This is a genomic window from Xanthomonas fragariae (assembly GCF_017603965.1).
Lineage (GTDB): Bacteria > Pseudomonadota > Gammaproteobacteria > Xanthomonadales > Xanthomonadaceae > Xanthomonas > Xanthomonas fragariae_A.
In genome coordinates this window covers 1,059,572-1,078,263 of the sequence record NZ_CP071955.1, presented here as the reverse complement: position 1 = coordinate 1,078,263, position 18,692 = coordinate 1,059,572, and the positions used below count along the sequence as shown (strand labels likewise).

Sequence of the window (18,692 nt, the reverse complement as noted above, 5' to 3'; positions counted from 1 at the left end):
TAAACCCGGTGATCGCATCGACCACCGCAGCTGTAACGTCGCGCACGATGCGCGCCTGACGCCGCAACGCGGCGATGCGATTACGACGTCGCAGGCCACCAAGCGCTGCCGCACGCGACGCCAGGCAGCCCGTTTCAATACCGGTTTTTCCACCGTCCTGTTGAATGAGAGCTGCCATGACTGCGACATCCGCTACACCGTTGGTGATCCTCACCCATGTCTGCCATCCGGCCATCACCGAAGGCTTTCTGCCAGCCGCGCACGCACTGGGCCTGCCGGTGTGGCTGCTGACCGATCATCGACTCGATCACCTCAGCCATTTTCGCGAGCACCCGACGCATGCGCCGCAGCGGGTGATCGAATGCGATGTATTCAATCCGCTCGGCGTGGTGGATGTGCTGCACGATGCCGATGCATCGCCGCGCGCGGTGTTCAGCAACAGCGATCATCTGCAGACCAGCACCGCATTGGTCGCTGCAGGTCTTGGCCTACCCGGCAAGGACTGGCGGGTGTGCTATGCGGCCAAGAACAAGGCGGCGATGCGCCAGCGTTTGCGTGCGCGTGGACTGCCATCGCCTTGGTTCTGCACGCTGGCGCCAGGTGCCGCGCTGCCGGCCGATATTCCGTGGCCGGTGGTCGCCAAACCGCGTGAAGGCGTCGCCAGCCTGGACGTGCGGCACTGCGCCGATGCCACGCAATTGCAGCGGTATCTGGACGATGTGTGGCAACGCCATCCGCAGCGCACCGCGTTGCTGGAAGGCATGCTCGAAGGTGAGTTGTTTACGCTGGAAACGCTGGGCGATGGCCACAGATTGCAGGCGTTGGGCGGCTTCAAGGTGCGGCTGTCGCCACCGCCGCACTTCGTTGAATGCGAAGCGCAATGGGATTCATGCATCGACACGCCGGTGATTGCACAGGCGCTGCAACAACTGCGCAGCTTCGGCGTGGGTTTTGGGCTGTGCCATAGCGAATTCATCCTCACCGCCGACGGCCCGGTGTTGGTGGAGATCAACTACCGCAGCATCGGCGACCGCCGCGAATTCCTGCTCGACGAGATGTTCGGCAAGCAGTGGTTCACTGCTGCACTGGCACCGCACCTGGGCTTGCCGCTGCCGCAGCTGCACAGCGATCGCGCACATGCATTGCTGCGTTACTACATCGCCGAGCATGACGGCGAACTGGTGACTGCCAGCGAAGACCGTCGTCATCACGCTGCGCACAGCGATGTGCAGTACCGGCGCATGCGCACGCCGGGCGAGCGCATCCGGCTTAGCCATTCCAACAAGGATTACCTGGGCGTACTGAGTGCGCTGGCCAGCGACGCGCAGACGCTGGAACAAGCGGTGGTGCATGCCGAAGCGGGCTTGCAATGGCGGATCGACAATGCGGAGCTGCGCGTATGAGCAGCACGGGCGACCACCGTTACATCGCCACCCGTATCATCGACGCGTGCCTGCGCGAAGACCTGCGCGGGATTGTCACGCGCGGCAGTGCCGCAACACCCGACGCAACGGTGCTGGCGGCATGGACCGACCCAAGCCCGGCGGAAGGCTGGTGGCGCATCTCCCACTTGCCCAACGGAATGCTGTGGTTGCCGATTCATCGGCAAGGTTATCTGCAGGACATCAGCGCCTGCGGCGACAGCTGGATCGTGCAGACTGCCGATGGCGCGCTCGTAGAACGCGGTGCGCAGGCATGGTTGCAGCGCATCAGTGCCCGGCTCGACAGAAAGACGCAGCAGCTGCATCGCGCCTATGCCGAGGAAGCCGAATGCGCCGCCGCGCACCGTTGTCTGGCGCGCCAGGCGTATGACGAACAAGCGCCTGCGCTGATCACCGCCTTGCAGCATGCCGATGCTGCCGAGCGTGCGTATCGCTGCGATCAATTGGCAAGCTACCGCGACCATCCGTTCTATCCGACTGCACGCGCCAAAGCCGGGCTGGATGCAGCGCAATTACGCGATTACGCGCCAGAATTCGCGCCCACCTTCGCGCTGCGCTGGCTGGCGATTGCGCGTACGTCGGTCGCCTGCACCAGCATGCCGCCAGCCGCGCTATGGCCGGACTTCGCCACACTGGGGCTGCCATCCGAACTGGCCGACACGCATGTCGCCTGGCCGGTGCATCCGCTGGTATGGGCACGCCTGGAGCAGGAGGACTTCGCGCTTCCGGCAGGCACCTTGCGTGCACCGCATGCATGGCTGGACGTACGCCCTACTCTATCGGTGCGCACACTGGTGCCGTTGCAGCATCCGCAGTTGCATCTCAAGTTACCGATCCCGATGCGCACGCTGGGCGCGCTCAATCTGCGTCTTATCAAGCCATCAACACTATACGACGGCCATTGGTTGGAGCGCGCGCTACGGCGCATCGATGCGCTGGACCCGGCACTGCACGGCCGCTGCGTGTACGTGGACGAGTCGCATGGCGGGCACGTCGGCGACACTCGCCATCTGGTCTATCTGGTGCGAGGTTATCCGCCGCTGGACGCCACCACGCTGGTGCCGGTTGCCGCGCTGTGCGCGCTGTTGCCGGATGGCCGCCCGATGGCGATCCATCTGACCGAGCGGTTCGCACATGGCGATGTACTCAGTTGGTGGCGCGACTACACCGAGCTTCTGCTCGCGGTGCATTTGCGCTTGTGGCTGCGCTACGGCATCGCGCTGGAAGCCAACCAGCAGAACAGCGTGCTGGTCTATGCCGACGGCCAACCAACGCGACTGTTGATGAAGGACAACGATGCCGCGCGCATCGCCATGCCGCAGTTGCGTACGCAGCTGCCGGAATTGGATGCGCTGGGCCCGCTGCACGATGCACGTATCGCGGTGGACGATTCGCAGGCACTGGCGCAGATGTTCTGCACCATCGTGCTGCAACTGGACCTGCAAGCGGTGCTGGAAGGCCTGGCCGACTGGCAGCCCGCACTGCGTGCGCCGCTGTACACGCAGTTGCAAGCGCAATTGGCGTTGACGCTGGCGCAGCTGGATGTCGACGGCATCGACACCGCACCCGCACGCCAATTGCTGGCCGCGCCAAGGCTGCCAGTGAAATATCTGCTCAGCGCCGGCAGCCTGCTGAGCAAGCAGCTCACCGGTGCGAGGGACATCAACAAGTTCTACGGCGATAGTGCGCCCAATCCGTTTGGCGATGCGTTCGCCAACACCCATCATGCGCCGCATCGGCAGGCAGGCAGTCAGCGATGAAGCGCGTTTTAGGCCCCGTGCTGGCGGCGCATTATCTGGCGGCCTTCACCGCGTTGGGCATGCCGTTGTTTCTGCCGCAGATATTGGCCGAATTGGCGCCATCGGCCTCGGTAGGCTGGAGCGGCGTGCTGTATGTGCTGCCGACGCTGTGCACAGCGTCGACGGCCAGCGCATGGGGGCGCTTGGCCGATCGCTATGGACGCAAGCGCTCGCTGCTGCGCGCGCAACTTGGGCTGGCGCTGGGTTTTGCGATGGCCGGCTTCGCGCCGTCGCTGACCTGGCTGGTAATCGGGCTGATTGTGCAAGGCGCCTGCGGCGGCTCGCTGGCGGCGGCCAATGCGTATCTGGCCAGCCAGCCGCAGGCCGGCACGTTGGCGCGCGCGCTCGACTGGACGCAATATTCGGCACGTCTGGCGATGGTCAGTGCGCCTGCGTTGTTGGGTCTTGCAGTGGCGCTTGGCCCGGCGCAGTCGCTGTATCGCGCGCTTGCGGTATTGCCGCTGCTAGCATTTGCGCTGACGTGGCGTTTGCCCGCAGATCGACCAGCAGCCCGACCGAGGCCGTCCACTACAGCGTCAACGCCCTTCCAGCACACAGGTGTACCGACCGTATCGGCTTCAACAACCACCTCAGCACTGTGGCCCGCACTGCTGATCGCGCAATTCCTGTTCTGCTTCGCGATGGTAGTGACGTTCCCCTATTTCATCCCGTATGCGTTGGCGCGTGGCGCCGGCCATGATGCACTGGCCGGCCTGCTGTATAGCCTGCCGCACCTGGTCTACCTGGTGGTACTGCCGTGGTGGCGACGCGGCGATGGCCAAGGGTGGCTGGTGCCTGGCCTGCTGGTGTTCGCACTCGCCTGCGTGTGGCAGGCGCTATTGCACGACGCCATCGCATTGGCGGTTGCGCGTGTGCTGTTCGGGTTTGGCATGTTGCTCGGCCTGCGTGGGCTCAACCGTAGCCTGGCGCTGGTCGCTAGCGGACATGGCGCCGGGCGCTTGTTCGGCCGCTTCGATGCCTGTGGCAAATGGGCCGGCGTATTCGCCGGTGCTACCGCCGGTGCGTTGGCACAGGCCGCCGGCCCGGCCGCCCCTTTCCTGGCTGCCGCATTGGCTGCGGCGGCCGCTGCGCTCACCGTTCTGGTGCGCTTCCCTTCGAGGAGATCCGCCGATGCCGCCGCACACGATGCATGACCCCTGGTACGACAGCATGGCCGACGCACAGGCCTGCACTTGCTGGTTGAATTGCTACCTGCGCGAATTCGCGATTCCGCAGCAGACGGTGCATTTCGACTATCGCGGGTTGGATCGCCCCGGTCCGCGCGTGACCGAGCAGCGTTGGCTACGTATCGATCTGGGCCAGACCGGCGCACTCTGCGTGCGCATTGCCTATGCCGATCGCCTGGGCCGTTGCCGCTTGGCCTCCACGCCATTTCTCAAGAGCGCCGGCCAACCGTGGCAAAGCCTGGATGCGCACGCGTTGGCACGCTGCCTGGTGCAGTCGCTCGGTAGCGTGCAGGCGGTCAACCCGGAGCTGCTCGCGCAAAGCGCCAATAGCGTGGCGATCACTGCTGCGTTATTGCGACACGCGCAGACCGCTGCGCCGACCGGTGAGGCGATGATCGATGCCGAACAATCGATGCTGTGGGGGCATGCGCTGCATCCCACGCCTAAAAGCCGCGAAGGCATCGATCTTGCGCAGGTGCTGGCCTGCGCACCGGAAGCACGCGCGGCGTTTCAGCTGTACTGGTTCCGCATCGATCCGCAGCTGTTGCGCATGCAGGGCCGCGATGTGCGTGCGAGTTTGCGGCAACTCTCCGGCAGCGACGATTTGTACCCATGTCATCCCTGGGAAGCGCAGCGTCTGCTCGACGATCCGTTGCTGCGCACCCTGCAGGCGCGCGGCCTGATCGCGCCGGTCGGTGCGCTGGGCGATGCACTGCGGCCAACCTCCTCGGTACGCACGCTGTATCACCCGGAGCTGGACTATTTCCTCAAGTGCTCGGTGCATGTGCGGCTGACCAACTGCGTGCGCAAGAACGCATGGTACGAGTTGGAAAGCGCAGTCGCGCTCACCGAGCTGCTGGCACCCAGCTGGCGTGCGCTGGCGACACAGGTGCCGGGCTTCGATGTGATGCTGGAGCCGGCGGCTACGTCGCTGGATATCGCGCAGGTCGATGCAGCACTGCACGACGCCGACCCGCTGGCAGCGCGCGGCTTGTCGGAGAGCTTCGGCATTCTGTATCGGCAGACCATTCCTGCCGCACAACGGGCGCGTTGGCAGCCGCAGGTGGCCGCTGCGTTGTTTACCTGCGATGCGCAGGGCAATGGCGTGTGTGCGGCGAAGTTGCAGGCACTGGTCAGCGCGCAGATGGATCGCCATAGCGCCACGTTGCTATGGTTCCGTGCGTATGCCGGGTTGCTGCTGGATGGCGTGTGGAGTGCGTTGTTTGAGCACGGCATCGCGTTGGAACCGCATCTGCAGAACACCGTGATCGGGTTTGCCGATGGCTGGCCGACACGGGTGTGGATCCGCGATCTGGAAGGCACCAAGCTGCTCGCACATCACTGGCCCACCACCCGCTTGCGGGACGTCGGCGAGCGCGCACGGCAATCGCTGTACTACACGCCGGAACAAGGCTGGAATCGCGTGGCGTATTGCGCACTGGTCAACAATCTGGCCGAAGCGATCTTCCATCTCACCGAAGGCGATGCCGCGCTGGAAGCGCGCCTGTGGGAATGCGTGGGCGAGATTGCAGCACGCTGGCAGCGACGCCATGGCGCGCAGGCCGTGTTGCAGGGCTTGATCGATGGCGCGCCGCTGCCTGGAAAGAACAATCTGGGCACGCGGCTATGGCAACGCGCGGATCGCCAGTCCGATTACACCGCGCTGCCCAATCCCATTCCACCGATCACAGCAGCACGACAGGTGGCGGCATGAGCCTGAGCATCGACACCGCTGCATTGATGGATGCACTGCCACGCGTGCGCGAACGCAGCGATGGCCCGATCTGCGCGTATGTCTACGACCTGGCCGCACTGGATGCGCATGCGGCATGGATGCGCGCGCAGCTGCCGGCGCAGTGCGAGTTGTTCTATGCGGCAAAAGCCAATGCGGAGCCGCCGATCCTGCGCACGCTCGCCCCGCACATGGAGGGCTTGGAAGCCGCATCCGGCGGCGAACTCGCCTGGCTGCATCAGCAACAACCGCACGCCGCGTTGTTGTTCGGTGGACCAGGCAAGCTCGATACCGAGCTTGCCCAGGCCGCCGCGCTGCCCGACTGCACCGTGCATGTGGAAAGCCTGGGCGAACTGGAACGTCTGGCCACCATCGCGGCGCAGGCCGGCCGCTGCGTGCCGGTGTTCTTGCGCATGAATATCACCGTACCCGGCGCACAGAACACGCGCCTGATGATGGGCGGGCAGCCCTCGCCGTTCGGTCTGGACCCGGACGATCTGGATGCGGCGATCCATCGGCTGCGTGCCAGCCCCTCGCTGCGTCTGGAAGGCTTTCATTTCCATCTGATGTCGCACCAGCGCGACGCCGGTGCGCAATTGCATCTGGTCGCCGCCTACCTGCGCACCGTGCAGCAGTGGCGGCAGACCTATGGACTTGGACCGCTGCGGGTCAATGCAGGTGGCGGCTTCGGTGTGGATTATCTGTCGCCGCAGTCGTCGTTCGATTGGGCCAGCTTCTGCGCCGGGCTTGCTGCACTGCTACGCGAACACGGTACCGATCTTCGTCTACGTCTGGAACCGGGCCGCTATGTCAGCGCCAGCTGCGGCTGGTACCTGATGGAAGTGCTGGATCTCAAACGCAGCCACGGCGCGTGGTTTGCGATCGCCCGCGGCGGCACCCATCACTTCCGCACCCCGGCCGCGCAAGCGCACGATCATCCGTTCCGTGTGCTGCGTGGCGATCGCGCGCCGGTGCTGCGCGACACGCCGGTCACGCTGGTTGGCCAGTTGTGCACGCCCAAGGACGTGCTGGCACGCAATCGGCACGTCGCGGCGCTGGCACCGGGCGACTGCCTTGCCTTCCCGCTGGCCGGTGCGTATGCGTGGAATATTTCGCATCAACAGTTCCTGATGCATCCGCCGCCGCAGATGGTGTTCTTTCCTTGAGCCCAGTCGGTGTGATCGCTGCTGTTACTGCGCTGCTTGGTAGCGGAAGGTGAGCAGATAATTGCGCCCCGGTTGCGCATACCAGCGTGCGGTTTCGTAGTGGCGGTCGAACACGTTGTTGGCGGTGAGCAGGATGGTCCAATCGGCGTTGATCGCATAACTCACGCGCAGATCTAGAAGGCCATAACCGGCCAAACGCTCGGTGTTGTTCAGGTCGTCGAAACGCTTGCCGGACCCGAACAGGCTTGCGCCCACCCCCAACGCGCCGAAGCTGCGATCCGCATCGATGCGACCGCTCTGACCCGCACGCCGCGGCAACCAGTTGCCATGGTTGGCCTCGCCATCGGCCTGCGGCTGCAGCCAAGTCAACGCGCTGCGCACGGTCCAGCCGGCCAGCTCGGTGTCGTAGCCGGCTTCCACGCCGCGGATGCGTGCCTGATAGATATTGTTCGGCTGCCCGAACGGATGCAATGCATCCACCAGCGACGCGTCGTTGGCGATCAGATCGTCGATGCGGGTCTGGAACGCGCTCAGCGTCCAGGTGCCCCAATCGTCATTGCCGCGCAGGCCGAGCTCGGCGCTTTTGGAGGTTTCCGGCCCCAGCAAGGGGTTACCGTAGTCCGGGTAATACAACTCGTTGAAGGTCGGTGCCTTGAACGCGGTGCCATAGCTGGCGGTCAGGCGCAGATGCTGGGCAAAATTCCACCCCCACAACAGGCTACCGGTGGTTTTGCCGCCGAACTGGCTGTTGTCGTTGCGGCGCAGGCTGGCCTGCAGCGACTGCGTGCCGAATGTCTGCTGCCACTGCGCAAAAGCAGCACGGTCGATGCGGCTATCGGCATCGTAGGTGTCGCTGCTGGCGATCTCATCGCGCTGCCAATCGAAGCCAACCGTGAGCAGGCCCGGGCCTGCATCGATATCGGCCTGCAACGCGCCCTGCTTGCGACGGGTGTCGTAGGTGGACACATACGCGCCTTCATAATACGTATCGCCCAGATCGGTGCTGCTGCCGAGACTGGCGGTGAGCGTGAGCGCATCGGTCGGCACGTAACGCACCTGGCCACCGACCGCCTGCTGCACGCCCTTGGACACAGTGCCGCCGAACGCCGAACCGTCGTATTCGTTGCGGCTGCGCGCACGCAAGGCGTGCACGTCGGCATCCCATTGGCGATTGAAGCGCCAGCCGCCTTGCACGCTCAACGAATCGTTGCGATAGCCGTCGCGATCCGGATCGTAGTCGATGGAGCTGGTGTCCAGGTACGCATTGATGCCATCGGTTTGATCGTGCACCGCATTAACCCAATACCAACCGCCGGTCTCGCTAAGATCGCCCTCACTGCGCCCAGCCACGCCCGCGCTGTAGCGGCGTGCGTTGTCGCTGCCGGCCGCGGCGCTGAAGGTCGGCACGAAGCTGCCATGTGGGCGACGGGTAAAGATCTGGATGACGCCGCCCAGCGCTTCGGAACCGTAGAGGCTGGAGAACGGACCGCGCACGATTTCGATGCGCTCGATCTGCTCGATCGGCAGATCCTGCAACGCCGCACCGCCGGAGGTGGCCGAGCCGATGCGCACACCGTCGATCAACACCACCACATGATCGGACCCGGTGCCGCGCAAGAACAGCGAGGTTGCCTTGCCTGGGCCACCATTATTGGCCAGCGACACGCCGGCTTCGCCGCGCAGCAGATCCTGCAGCGCGTTCGCCTGGCGACGCTCGATCTGCGCGCGGTCGATCACCGTGACCGGGGCCAGCGTCTGGTCCTGGGTCTGCGCAGTACGCGAGGCGGTGACCACGACCTCATCGAGATCGATGGCAACCTCGGCCTGCGCCCGGTTGGCAAAGCACAACGACAGGCTCACGGCCAACACGGCACGAGGCGGCAAAACGGAAGAAAGGGACATCGGCTGCTGCTCCTGCGAATCGCGCCTACCCGCGCGGGGACAATGGGGCGACAAGCAGCAACGGGCCAGACGGTCGACGCAGCAGCGCCAGACGATCAAGGCCACGCCCACCGCGTGCCGGGTCAATTTCTCAGGCCGGTTTCCGGGCTTGCGAGTGGAAGCTTGCGCCTCCGATGCCGCGCCTTCCCATGCGTGCGCGCAGTGGCGTGTTGCGGCATCCGACCTCGCCCACCGTTGCGGGGGCAGCTCCGCAATTGCGTCTCGCCAAGACGATCCACGCACCGGATTTCCGTTTAAGAATGGCTAACCGGCAGCCACCTCAAGAGCACGCATGGTATCAGGATTGGCCGGCGCGCCTCTGAGGGTTCTTCCAGCCTGCCAGGAGCAACGCGTCGCCAAGCACCGTATGGTGAGTTTTGCCGGTCCCTTCCCTCATCGGGACAGTATCCGCCGCATGGGAAGCAGGCGCCCCGAAAGGGCGGTATGCAGTCACGTTGTGAGCGCAACGATGCACCGCATTGGCTGCCCACCTAACGCGAACGGGCACTGCCTGCGCAATACCCGTTCGTCACTTCAACACTCGCCGCCGATGTAGCGCACGACCATCACCAACCTCAGCCCTTGGTAAACACCAGCCGCCCACCCTCAACGCGCACGCGCACGGTGTCGCCACCGAGGTACTGGCCGGAGAGGATCTGCTGGGCCAGCGGGTTTTCCACCTGCGACTGGATCGCGCGCTTGAGCGGGCGCGCGCCGTACACCGGGTCGAAACCGACGTTGCCCAGCAATTCCAGCGCGGCATCGTCCAGATCCAGCTTGAGGCTGCGCTCTGACAAACGTTTCTCCAGACCATGCAACTGGATGCGCGCAATCGATTTGATCTGCGCCTTGTCCAGCGGATGGAACACCACGATGTCATCCAGCCGGTTGATGAATTCCGGGCGGAAATGCGCCTGCACCACGCCCATCACCGCTGCCTTCATTTGCGTGTAGGCCTCGGAGCTGCCGTCGCCGCCGAGCTCCTGGATCTGGTGCGAACCCAGGTTGGAGGTCATCACGATGACGGCATTGCGGAAATCCACGGTGCGGCCCTGACCATCGGTCAGGCGACCATCGTCGAGCACCTGCAGCAGGATGTTGAAGACATCGGCATGCGCCTTTTCTACTTCGTCCAACAGGATCAGCGAATACGGGCGCCGACGCACTGCCTCGGTCAGATAACCGCCCTCTTCGTAGCCCACATACCCCGGAGGCGCACCGATCAAACGCGAGACCGAATGCTTCTCCATGAACTCGCTCATGTCGATGCGGATCATCGCTTCGGTGCTGTCGAACAAAAAGTCCGCCAGCGCCTTGCACAACTCGGTCTTGCCCACGCCGGTCGGGCCAAGGAACAGGAACGAACCGCTCGGGCGATTGGGATCGGACAGGCCGGCGCGCGAACGCCGCACCGCATCGGAGACCACTTTGATCGCCTCGTTCTGGCCAACCACGCGATGATGCAGCTCGTCTTCCATGCGCAACAGTTTGTCGCGCTCGCCTTCGAGCATCTTGTTGACCGGAATACCGGTCCAACGCGACACCACTTCAGCGATTTCCTCGGCAGTGACGCGGTCCTGCACCAGCTTGAAGTCGTGATGTTCGACCTCGTTGGCCATCGCCATCTGCTTTTCCAGCTGCGGCAACACGCCGTACTGGATCTCGCTCATCTTGGCGTAGTCCTGGCGACGCTGTGCGGCCTCCAGTTCCAGCTTGGCGTGCTCGATCTGTTCCTTGATCTTGGTGGTGCCCTGCAACGCGGCCTTTTCCGACTTCCACAGCTCGTTGAGGTCGTAGAACTCGCGCTCGAGCTTGCCGATGTCGTTTTCCAGATCGGCCAGGCGCTGACGCGAGGCGTCGTCCTTTTCCTTCTTCAACATCTCGCGCTGGATCTTGAGCTGGATCAGGCGGCGCTCCAGGCGGTCGAGCTCTTCCGGCTTGGAGTCGATCTCCATGCGGATGCGCGATGCCGCTTCGTCCATCAAGTCGATGGCTTTGTCCGGCAATTGGCGGTCGGTGATGTAGCGATTGGACAGTGTGGCGGCCGCGACGATCGCCGGGTCGGTGATCTCCACGCCGTGGTGCACAGCGTAGCGCTCCTTCAAGCCGCGCAGAATCGCGATGGTGTCTTCCACCGTCGGCTCGCCCACGAACACCTTCTGGAAACGCCGCTCCAATGCCGCATCTTTTTCGATGTACTTGCGGTATTCGTCCAGCGTGGTGGCGCCGATGCAATGCAGCTCGCCGCGTGCCAGCGCCGGCTTGAGCATGTTGCCGGCATCCATCGCACCATCGGCCTTGCCTGCACCGACCATGGTGTGCAGTTCGTCGATGAACAGGATGATTTGACCTTCGTTCTTGGACAGATCGCTGAGCACCGCCTTCAAGCGTTCTTCGAACTCGCCACGGAACTTGGCACCGGCAATCAGCGCGCCCATGTCCAGCGACAGCACGCGCCTGCCGCGCAGGCCTTCGGGCACTTCACCGTTGATGATGCGCTGCGCCAGACCTTCGACGATGGCGGTCTTGCCCACGCCGGGTTCGCCGATCAGCACCGGGTTGTTCTTGGTGCGACGCTGCAAGACCTGGATGGTGCGGCGGATTTCTTCATCGCGGCCGATCACCGGATCGAGCTTGCCGCTCTCCGCACGCGCGGTCAGATCGATGGTGTATTTCTCCAGCGCCTGGCGCTGTTCTTCGGCGTTTTCCGATTGCACGGTTTCGCCGCCGCGCAACTTGTCGATAGCAGCTTCGATCTTCTTCTTGTCGCCGCCGGCCGCGCGCAAGGCCACGCCCAGCGCACTGGCATCGTCGGCAGCGGCCAGCACGAACCACTCGCTGGCGATGAAGGCATCGCCATGCTGCTGGGCCAGTTTGTCGGTGTGGTTGAGCAGGCGGTTGAGATCGTTTCCGATCGACAGGTTGCCTTCCTGCCCGGAGACCTTGGGCAGCGTGTCCAGCGCCTCGCCCAGCCGCTCGCGCAGCAACGGCACGTTGACGCCGGCCTGCGACAGCAACGGGCGCGTGCTGCCGCCGCTCTGGTCGAGCAACGCAGCAAGCACGTGCACCGGTTCGATGATGTTGTGGTCGCGACCCACAGCCAGCGACTGCGCGTCGGCCAGCGCCTGCTGAAACCGCGAGGTGAGCTTGTCCATCCGCATGGGAGAATCCTCTGAACTGGTGGCCGGCAGATCCGGCGATACCGTGCAGATGCGGCTGCTGTGCAGGGTTTCAAGGTGTGGTGGATGCGGGACGTGCTGGCGCAGGGCGATGAGGCCGGCTCACGCTGCTGGTGTGGGGCTGTGCGTTGCGCGTGTCGCGCGTTGCCACGGACCGACGCAACCGACGCGCGCAGCGCGCTAGACCAGACGCCGCAGCGACGACCCGGCACGCGCAGCAATGCCCTGACTCCATCAACATCCCCGGCGCACTGGCAGGTAGTTGACATCGAATTGGCGTCGTGCAACCTTAATAGTTCACGTGGGGGTATTGGGGAATGACCTCGCGGTCGCGCTTAGCGCACCCTCACGGATTCTTTCGAACACGAACACCCGCCAATGGCTTGGCTGGGCATGCGTTGTCATGCCTCGCCTTTGCATGAACGCGAGTTCGTGGGAGCGATGAGGTCTACCCGGATCTTAGTCAGTCATCAACCTGGAAAATTCTATGGACTCGGGCACAAGGCCGCGCCAGATGCGCGCGTTTGGATTGGCACTGGCTGCTTTGGCAGGATTGTCCCCGGCATTGGGCGCCGCCGAGGATGTCTACGACGACTATGGCAAGTTGATCCAATCGGGCGCAGTGGTGAGAAGTCCCGGCAACCAGCTCTTCGGAGAAAACATCAACCTCTACACCGGGTCGATGGAGATTGTCCAAACCGACGTGGATCTGAAGGGCAACAACGCCCTGCCGGTGCGCATCGGCCGTCGCTTCTCGGTGGGGAGCCCTACGAAGGGGCACTTCAAACTCTGGGACTTGGACATCCCCTACATGCACGGGGTCTTTTCTTCGGGCGGGTGGACTGTTGAAGGCGCACCGGAAGTCGTTAACAAGCGTTGCAGCCTCTACGGTCGCCCCCCAGTGATCGAGAACCAGGGAGGCTTCTTCGACGCTCCGGAGTATTGGCGCGGAAGCTTTGCATATCGCCCTGGTGCTGGCGACCAAGAGCTTCTTCAAGCGTCTGCCGGTGCTCTCAGGCCAACTGATGGACGGGCCTATCCCATCGTCCTAAAGGATGGGTCTGCGATCCGATGCTTAGCCTCGCTTGACGGAGCAAGTGAAGCGGGTGCTGGCGGTGAGGGATTTGAGCTGGTGGATACACAAGGCTCGATTTACTCCTTTAACCATCTGGTGTCTCGCATCTATCCAGCGCTGCACAAGTCATCGCCTAACCCTCAATCGATCTCTGCCGGAACGGTTGCCCGGACGGCAGCCGTTGGTGGAATCGTCCCGATGGTAAGCGCCAACTACAACCTGGCGAGAGAGGAGGTTCTCATCTATCCATCTGGGGTGACAGATCGCTTTGGCAACACCGTAGTCTATAACTGGAATCCCGGCGCGCCTTGGCAGCTACTGAGTATTGTTGCCAGCGATGGACGGCGAATCGACCTGTCGTATGCCGGCGGAGACGGCAATGTCATCACCTCCGTGACCACGGGAGGCCGAACATGGTCTTACGGTTACAGCGATACCGTGGATACAGTCACGTTGCCTGACGGCAGCAGCTGGACATTCGATTTGCTCGCCTTGTCTCGTGCACGCGTGACTTACGGCCAACCGCCAGACTGCGACAACATTCGCCCATGGTCTCGTAACAATGTCGTTGGCAGCATTGTTGCCCCCACCGGCGCTCGCAGCGACTACACCGTCAACTCCATGTTGATGGGACGGTCGTGGGTGCCCAGGGTCTGCCGTCTCCAGGAGGCCTACTCAGACATCCCCTACCAGTTCTACGCCATGGCCGTCACCAGCCGGCGTATTTCTGGGCCCGGGCTGCCGGCTCAAGGCCTGACGTGGTCCTACAACTATGGCAACCCCAATAATTGCTGGCAACCAAGTCCCAACCCAAACCCCATCGACCCAGCCAGATACGTTGAGTGCACTGCCAGCTCGCCCATCACCCGAGACATCACGGTCGAGGATCCTGCGGGCCAAACCACCCGCTACCGTTTTGGTAATCGCTATCGAGCCAACGAGGGCTTGCTGCTTCAGCAAGACTTCGGATGGAACGGTTCGGGTGCAACGCGAAGCAAGCTGACCGATTACGCATTGGCGTCCGCCTCCTCTTATGCAGCCGGCACCATGTATCCAGCAGGCGACTGGGGCGATAACACTGTGGCGGCAGAGCATCGACCAGTCCGTCAAGTGACGACCATCGATAATGGCGATCGGTTTGTCTGGCGCGTAGCAGACTGCAGCGGCCAGCCGTGTTTCGACGAGTTCGCAAGGCCAACTCGCATCGAGCGGTTCAGCCCTTGGCACAGCCGCACAGATGAAACGACGTATTACGACGAACGCGGCGCATGGGTCTTGGGGCAAACCGCCATTGCTCGCAACGTCAATACGGGCGTCGTCACTTCTCAGATCGAATACGGCAGTAACGCGTTGCCCCAGACGGAACGGCGCAACGGGAAGCTGGTTGCAACCTATACCTACAATCCCGATGGGACCCTGGCCCAAGTCAAGGATGGCTTGGGAAATGCAACCACCCTGTCTGATTGGAAGCGGGGCATTCCTCAGGCCGTTGCACATGCCGATGGGACATCCAAGTCCGCCTCTGTGGACGACAATGGGTGGGTCCGTCAGACCAACGACGAAAATGGGTTTGAGACCACGTATGGTTATGAACCGCCCCGGGAAGTTGGGAGGCTCCAACTCTTGAGAAGATGGGGCGATGAGCAAGACGAAATATTCACCGGAAGTGCGAGAGCGCGCGGTTCGGCTGGTGCGGGAGCATCAGGGCGAGTACGGCTCGCAGTGGGCGGCGATCGAGTCGATTGCCGGGAAGATCGGCTGTTCGGCGCAGACGCTGTGCAACTGGGTGCGTCAGGCCGAGCGTGATGCCGGCAAGCGTCAGGGGCTGACGACGGACGAGCGGACGCGGATGAAAGCGCTGGAACGCGAAGTGCGCGAGCTGCGGCAAGCCAACGAGATACTGCGCAAGGCCAGCGCATATTTCGCCCAGGCGGAGCTCGACCGCCGCTTCAAGCCCTGACCAAGTTCGTGGCCGAACATCGCGATGTCCACGGGGTCGAGCCAATCTGCCAGGTGCTGCAGGTTGCCCCGTCGACGTATTACCGCCACGCGCAGCGGGAAGCGGACGCGAACTTGCGCCCGAACCGCTGGTGGAAGGACCAGGCGCTGCGCCCGCAGATCCGGCGGGTATGGGAGGAGAACCGACAGGTGTACGGCGTGCGCAAGGTCTGGCGGCAGCTCAAGCGCGAGGGCTACCAGGTGGCCCGCTGCACGGTGGAGCGGCTGATGGGCGAGCTGGGCCTGCACGGGGTGATGCGCGGGAAGGTGGTCAAGACCACGATCAGCGACAAGCGGCCGTGCCCGCTGGACCAGGTGAACCGACAGTTCCATGCGCCGTCGCCGAACCGACTGTGGGTCAGCGACTTCACCTATGTCTCGACCTGGGCCGGGTTCGTGTACGTGGCCTTCGTGATCGACGTGTACGCGCGGCGCATCGTGGGCTGGAAGGTGTCGCAGACGGCGCACACGGACTTCGTGCTGGACGCACTGGAGCAAGCGTTGCATGCGCGGCGGCCCACCGAAGGCGGCCTGATCCACCACTCCGACCGCGGCGTGCAGTACGTGTCGATCCGCTACACCGAGCGGCTGGCCGACGCCGGGATCGAGCCGTCGGTGGGCAGCGTGGGCGATAGCTACGACAACGCGTTGGCCGAGACGATCAACGGGTTGTACAAGGCCGAGGTGATCCACCGGCGCGCGTGGCGCAACCGCCAGGATGTGGAACTGGCCACGCTGGATTGGGTGGACTGGTACAACCACAAACGCTTGCTGGGGTCGATCGGGAACATTCCGCCAGCGGAAGCCGAAGAGGCTTACTATCGACAACAGGCCGGTTACGCCAAAGCGGCGTGACTCAAACCAAACAGCCTCCCGAAATCCCGGGGCGGTTCAGTGTATGGGCATCGCAAGATTGCCAAGGATCTGCGCGATCTGGGGGAGCGTTGCAGTCGCCATCGGGTGCATCGGCTGATGCGCGCCGAGGGGCTGCGTGCTCAGGTGGGCTATGGCCGCAAACCGCGCTTCCATGGTGCAACGCAGTGCAAGGCGGCGGCCAACCTGCTTGATCGGCATTTCGACGTGACGAAGCCGGACACGGCCTGGGCGAGCGATTTCACCTTCATCCGCACGCAGGAAGGCTGGATGTACCTGGCTGTTGTGATCGATCTGTTTTCTAGGCAGGTCGTCGGCTGGGCGATGCGCGATCGGGCCGATACCGAGTTGGTCGTGCAGGCCTTGCTGTCGGCGGTGTGGCGGCGCAAACCCGGATCGGGTTGCCTGGTTCACTCGGACCAAGGGTCGGTCTATACCAGCGATGACTGGCAGAGTTTCCTGGCGTCCCATGGCTTGGTGTGCAGCATGAGTCGACGTGGCAACTGCCACGACAACGCACCCGTGGAGAGCTTTTTCGGCCTGCTCAAACGCGAGCGGATCAGGCGGCGGATCTATTCCACCAAAGAGGCCGCACGCACCGAGGTGTTCGACTATATCGAAATGTTTTACAACCCAAAACGCCGCCATGGTTCAACTGGCGACCTGTCGCCTGTAGAGTTCGAGCGGCGCTACGCGCAACGAGGGTCCTGAGTGTCTACGGAACCCTGGGCGTATCAGTTCGGCGTCTCTCGGCTGGTGCTGGCTCCTGGCCAGCCTGCGACAGGCATTTGCCACGCTGTTGCGCCAATCGCGCAAACGAGTGCTTGCCGCTGTGTACCAACCCGAAGAACTGCTGGAAGCTGCGCCGGTCCAGCCCAATGTTGAGGTGGTTATTCACTCACGCGCTGGAGTGGACGCCCACGGCCGGCGCCACCACTCTCGACGACGGGCACCGCACAACCGTCAACCAGTAGCGATAATGGGCCGATGGAAGCACCAAAGCCCTGGCACCTCTACCTGCTGCTGTGTCGCAACGGCAGCTATTACGCCGGCATCACCAACGACGTGGAGCGGCGCTTCCAGGCGCACCTGCGTGGCACCGGCGCGCGCTACACGCGGGCAAATCCGCCGCTGGAAGTGCTTGCCAGCCGCACATACCCAGACCGTGCCAGCGCCGCGCGCGCGGAATGGGCGCTCAAGCGTCAACCGCGTGCACGCAAGCTGGCCTGGTTGCTGGCCCAGCCGCACCACGGTACCGAGTCACAGCGCACTGACACACCGATCACGCCCGCCTAGCCGCTTGTTTTCTACGCTGCGGCGTCCTCGATCGGAAGCAGCACATGCATTACCAGCTGTATTACTGGACCGGCCTGCAAGGCCGCGGCGAATTCGTGCGGCTGGCATTGGAAGATGTCGGCGCCGGCTACACCGACGTTGCGCGTGTAGAAGGAGATGACGCGATGAATGCCTTCTTGGAGGGTAATGAAGCGGGTGCGCAGCCGTTCGCACCGCCGTTTCTCAAAGCGGGCGATGTCGTGGTGGCGCAGGTCGCGGCGATCCTGCATTTCATCGGCCCGCAGTTGCAGCTGGTGCCCGAATCGCAGGCACAGCGTCTGCAGGCGCTGCAATTGCAGCTGACCATTGCCGATCTGGTCGCAGAGGTGCACGACACCCATCATCCGATCGGCACCGTGCTGTATTACGAAGATCAGAAGACCGAGGCGGCCAAGCGTGCTAAGGACCTGCGCGACAATCGCCTGCCCAAGTTCCTGGGCTATTTCGAACAGATGCTGCAACGGGCTGGCGGCACACATGTGCTCGGCGCGCATTCGTATGTGGACCTGTCGCTGTTCCAGCTGATCAGCGGCTTGGACTACATGTTTCCCAAGCGTATGACGACGTTGACGAGCGACCTGCCAAGCCTCAAGTCACTGCAACAGCGCGTGGCCGAGCGGCCGCGCATTGCGACCTATCTTGCTTCCGAGCGACGCGTCGCCTTCAACACCAACGGTATTTTCCGTCACTACCCGGAGCTGGATTCGGCGTAGGTGAGACTAGCGCTGGCGCCTGCGCCCGCGTTCCAGGCCTGAAGCTCGGCTTGTTCTGGCTCAGCAGCGGAGATTGCGTTTAGAGCTGCTAACAAAACGACTGCGCCGCCGCCAGACGGGCGCGGCCGGTGCTAGGAATCGGCATGTACCATACGTACACTCCGGTTTCTCCGCGCCGTCCGCACCCACCTGACGACTGCTCGCTACGTTTTATTAGCCGCTCTTAGAAAACCAAAGCACACACGTCCGAAC

10 protein-coding genes, 1 other RNA gene, 2 pseudogenes, 1 riboswitch and 1 other annotated feature are annotated in these 18,692 nt (G+C 63.4%); of the genes and pseudogenes, 11 read left to right on the top strand and 2 right to left on the bottom strand.

The features are described from left to right. Positions 1–176 precede the first annotated feature (176 nt). The 5 genes from J5I97_RS04970 to J5I97_RS04950 are packed head-to-tail and all read left to right on the top strand — an operon-like array spanning position 177 to position 7,326. Positions 177–1,403 carry an ATP-grasp domain-containing protein gene (locus J5I97_RS04970; protein WP_208589627.1) on the top strand — a complete coding sequence of 409 codons (1,227 nt, stop codon included), beginning with the start codon at positions 177–179 and terminating at the stop codon, positions 1,401–1,403. Next, positions 1,400–3,202, top strand: a complete 1,803-nt coding sequence (locus J5I97_RS04965; RefSeq protein ID WP_208589620.1) for an IucA/IucC family protein — start codon at positions 1,400–1,402, stop codon at positions 3,200–3,202. The genes J5I97_RS04970 and J5I97_RS04965 overlap by 4 nt, the downstream gene beginning before the upstream one ends. Further along, positions 3,199–4,395: an MFS transporter gene (locus J5I97_RS04960; protein WP_208589618.1), complete on the top strand. Its 1,197-nt coding sequence runs from the start codon at positions 3,199–3,201 to the stop codon at positions 4,393–4,395. Before J5I97_RS04965 ends, J5I97_RS04960 begins: the two co-directional genes overlap by 4 nt. After that, positions 4,373–6,142 (top strand): IucA/IucC family protein, encoded by a 1,770-nt coding sequence (locus tag J5I97_RS04955; protein ID WP_208589616.1) that lies wholly within the window; start codon positions 4,373–4,375, stop codon positions 6,140–6,142. The genes J5I97_RS04960 and J5I97_RS04955 overlap by 23 nt, the downstream gene beginning before the upstream one ends. After that, positions 6,139–7,326 carry a type III PLP-dependent enzyme gene (locus tag J5I97_RS04950; protein WP_208589614.1) on the top strand — a complete coding sequence of 396 codons (1,188 nt, stop codon included), beginning with the start codon at positions 6,139–6,141 and terminating at the stop codon, positions 7,324–7,326. The genes J5I97_RS04955 and J5I97_RS04950 overlap by 4 nt, the downstream gene beginning before the upstream one ends. Before the next feature lie 24 nt (positions 7,327–7,350). Here the strand turns inward: J5I97_RS04950 and btuB are convergent, their stop codons facing one another. After that, positions 7,351–9,228: a TonB-dependent vitamin B12 receptor gene (btuB, locus tag J5I97_RS04945; RefSeq protein WP_208589612.1), complete on the bottom strand. Its 1,878-nt coding sequence runs from the start codon at positions 9,226–9,228 to the stop codon at positions 7,351–7,353. 116 nt (positions 9,229–9,344) lie between these two features. Continuing rightward, a riboswitch (cobalamin riboswitch) is annotated at positions 9,345–9,566 on the bottom strand. 276 nt (positions 9,567–9,842) lie between these two features. After that, positions 9,843–12,428 carry an ATP-dependent chaperone ClpB gene (gene clpB, locus J5I97_RS04940; RefSeq protein ID WP_208589610.1) on the bottom strand — a complete coding sequence of 862 codons (2,586 nt, stop codon included), beginning with the start codon at positions 12,426–12,428 and terminating at the stop codon, positions 9,843–9,845. Between the two features lie 493 nt (positions 12,429–12,921). On the opposite strand from clpB, the pseudogene J5I97_RS04935 reads away from it, so the two are divergent. The 6 genes and pseudogenes from J5I97_RS04935 to J5I97_RS04910 all read left to right on the top strand — a co-directional run. After that, positions 12,922–15,114: pseudogene (locus J5I97_RS04935) on the top strand (type IV secretion protein Rhs); the annotation flags it as partial. 46 nt (positions 15,115–15,160) lie between these two features. Further along, positions 15,161–16,374 (top strand): IS3 family transposase gene (locus tag J5I97_RS04930; protein WP_208589608.1). Its coding sequence is split into 2 segments (ribosomal slippage): positions 15,161–15,446 and positions 15,446–16,374, totalling 1,215 coding nucleotides; the frame shifts between segments, so codons are not numbered across the junction. After that, positions 15,436–15,552 (top strand) — a sequence feature (AL1L pseudoknot). Its footprint overlaps the gene before it by 117 nt. A gap of 33 nt (positions 16,375–16,407) precedes the next feature. Further along, positions 16,408–17,103: pseudogene (locus tag J5I97_RS04925) on the top strand (IS3 family transposase); the annotation flags it as partial. Positions 17,104–17,379: 276 nt separating this feature from the next. Further along, positions 17,380–17,688 (top strand): GIY-YIG nuclease family protein, encoded by a 309-nt coding sequence (locus J5I97_RS04920; protein WP_208589606.1) that lies wholly within the window; start codon positions 17,380–17,382, stop codon positions 17,686–17,688. Between the two features lie 44 nt (positions 17,689–17,732). After that, positions 17,733–18,440 (top strand): glutathione S-transferase, encoded by a 708-nt coding sequence (locus J5I97_RS04915; protein WP_208589604.1) that lies wholly within the window; start codon positions 17,733–17,735, stop codon positions 18,438–18,440. 143 nt (positions 18,441–18,583) lie between these two features. Continuing rightward, positions 18,584–18,659, top strand: a non-coding RNA gene (locus tag J5I97_RS04910) — sX9 sRNA. The last annotated feature ends 33 nt before the right edge of the window (positions 18,660–18,692 follow it).

What these genes read in the sequence shown, in the direction of transcription:
- J5I97_RS04970 (WP_208589627.1), top strand. Translation starts at nt 177, where the DNA reads ATGACTGCGACATCCGCTACACCGTTGGTGATCCTCACCCATGTCTGC.
- btuB (WP_208589612.1), bottom strand. Translation starts at nt 9,228, where the DNA reads ATGTCCCTTTCTTCCGTTTTGCCGCCTCGTGCCGTGTTGGCCGTGAGC.
- J5I97_RS04950 (WP_208589614.1), top strand. Translation starts at nt 6,139, where the DNA reads ATGAGCCTGAGCATCGACACCGCTGCATTGATGGATGCACTGCCACGC.
- J5I97_RS04915 (WP_208589604.1), top strand. Translation starts at nt 17,733, where the DNA reads ATGCATTACCAGCTGTATTACTGGACCGGCCTGCAAGGCCGCGGCGAA.
- J5I97_RS04960 (WP_208589618.1), top strand. Translation starts at nt 3,199, where the DNA reads ATGAAGCGCGTTTTAGGCCCCGTGCTGGCGGCGCATTATCTGGCGGCC.
- J5I97_RS04965 (WP_208589620.1), top strand. Translation starts at nt 1,400, where the DNA reads ATGAGCAGCACGGGCGACCACCGTTACATCGCCACCCGTATCATCGAC.
- J5I97_RS04955 (WP_208589616.1), top strand. Translation starts at nt 4,373, where the DNA reads ATGCCGCCGCACACGATGCATGACCCCTGGTACGACAGCATGGCCGAC.
- clpB (WP_208589610.1), bottom strand. Translation starts at nt 12,428, where the DNA reads ATGCGGATGGACAAGCTCACCTCGCGGTTTCAGCAGGCGCTGGCCGAC.
- J5I97_RS04920 (WP_208589606.1), top strand. Translation starts at nt 17,380, where the DNA reads ATGGAAGCACCAAAGCCCTGGCACCTCTACCTGCTGCTGTGTCGCAAC.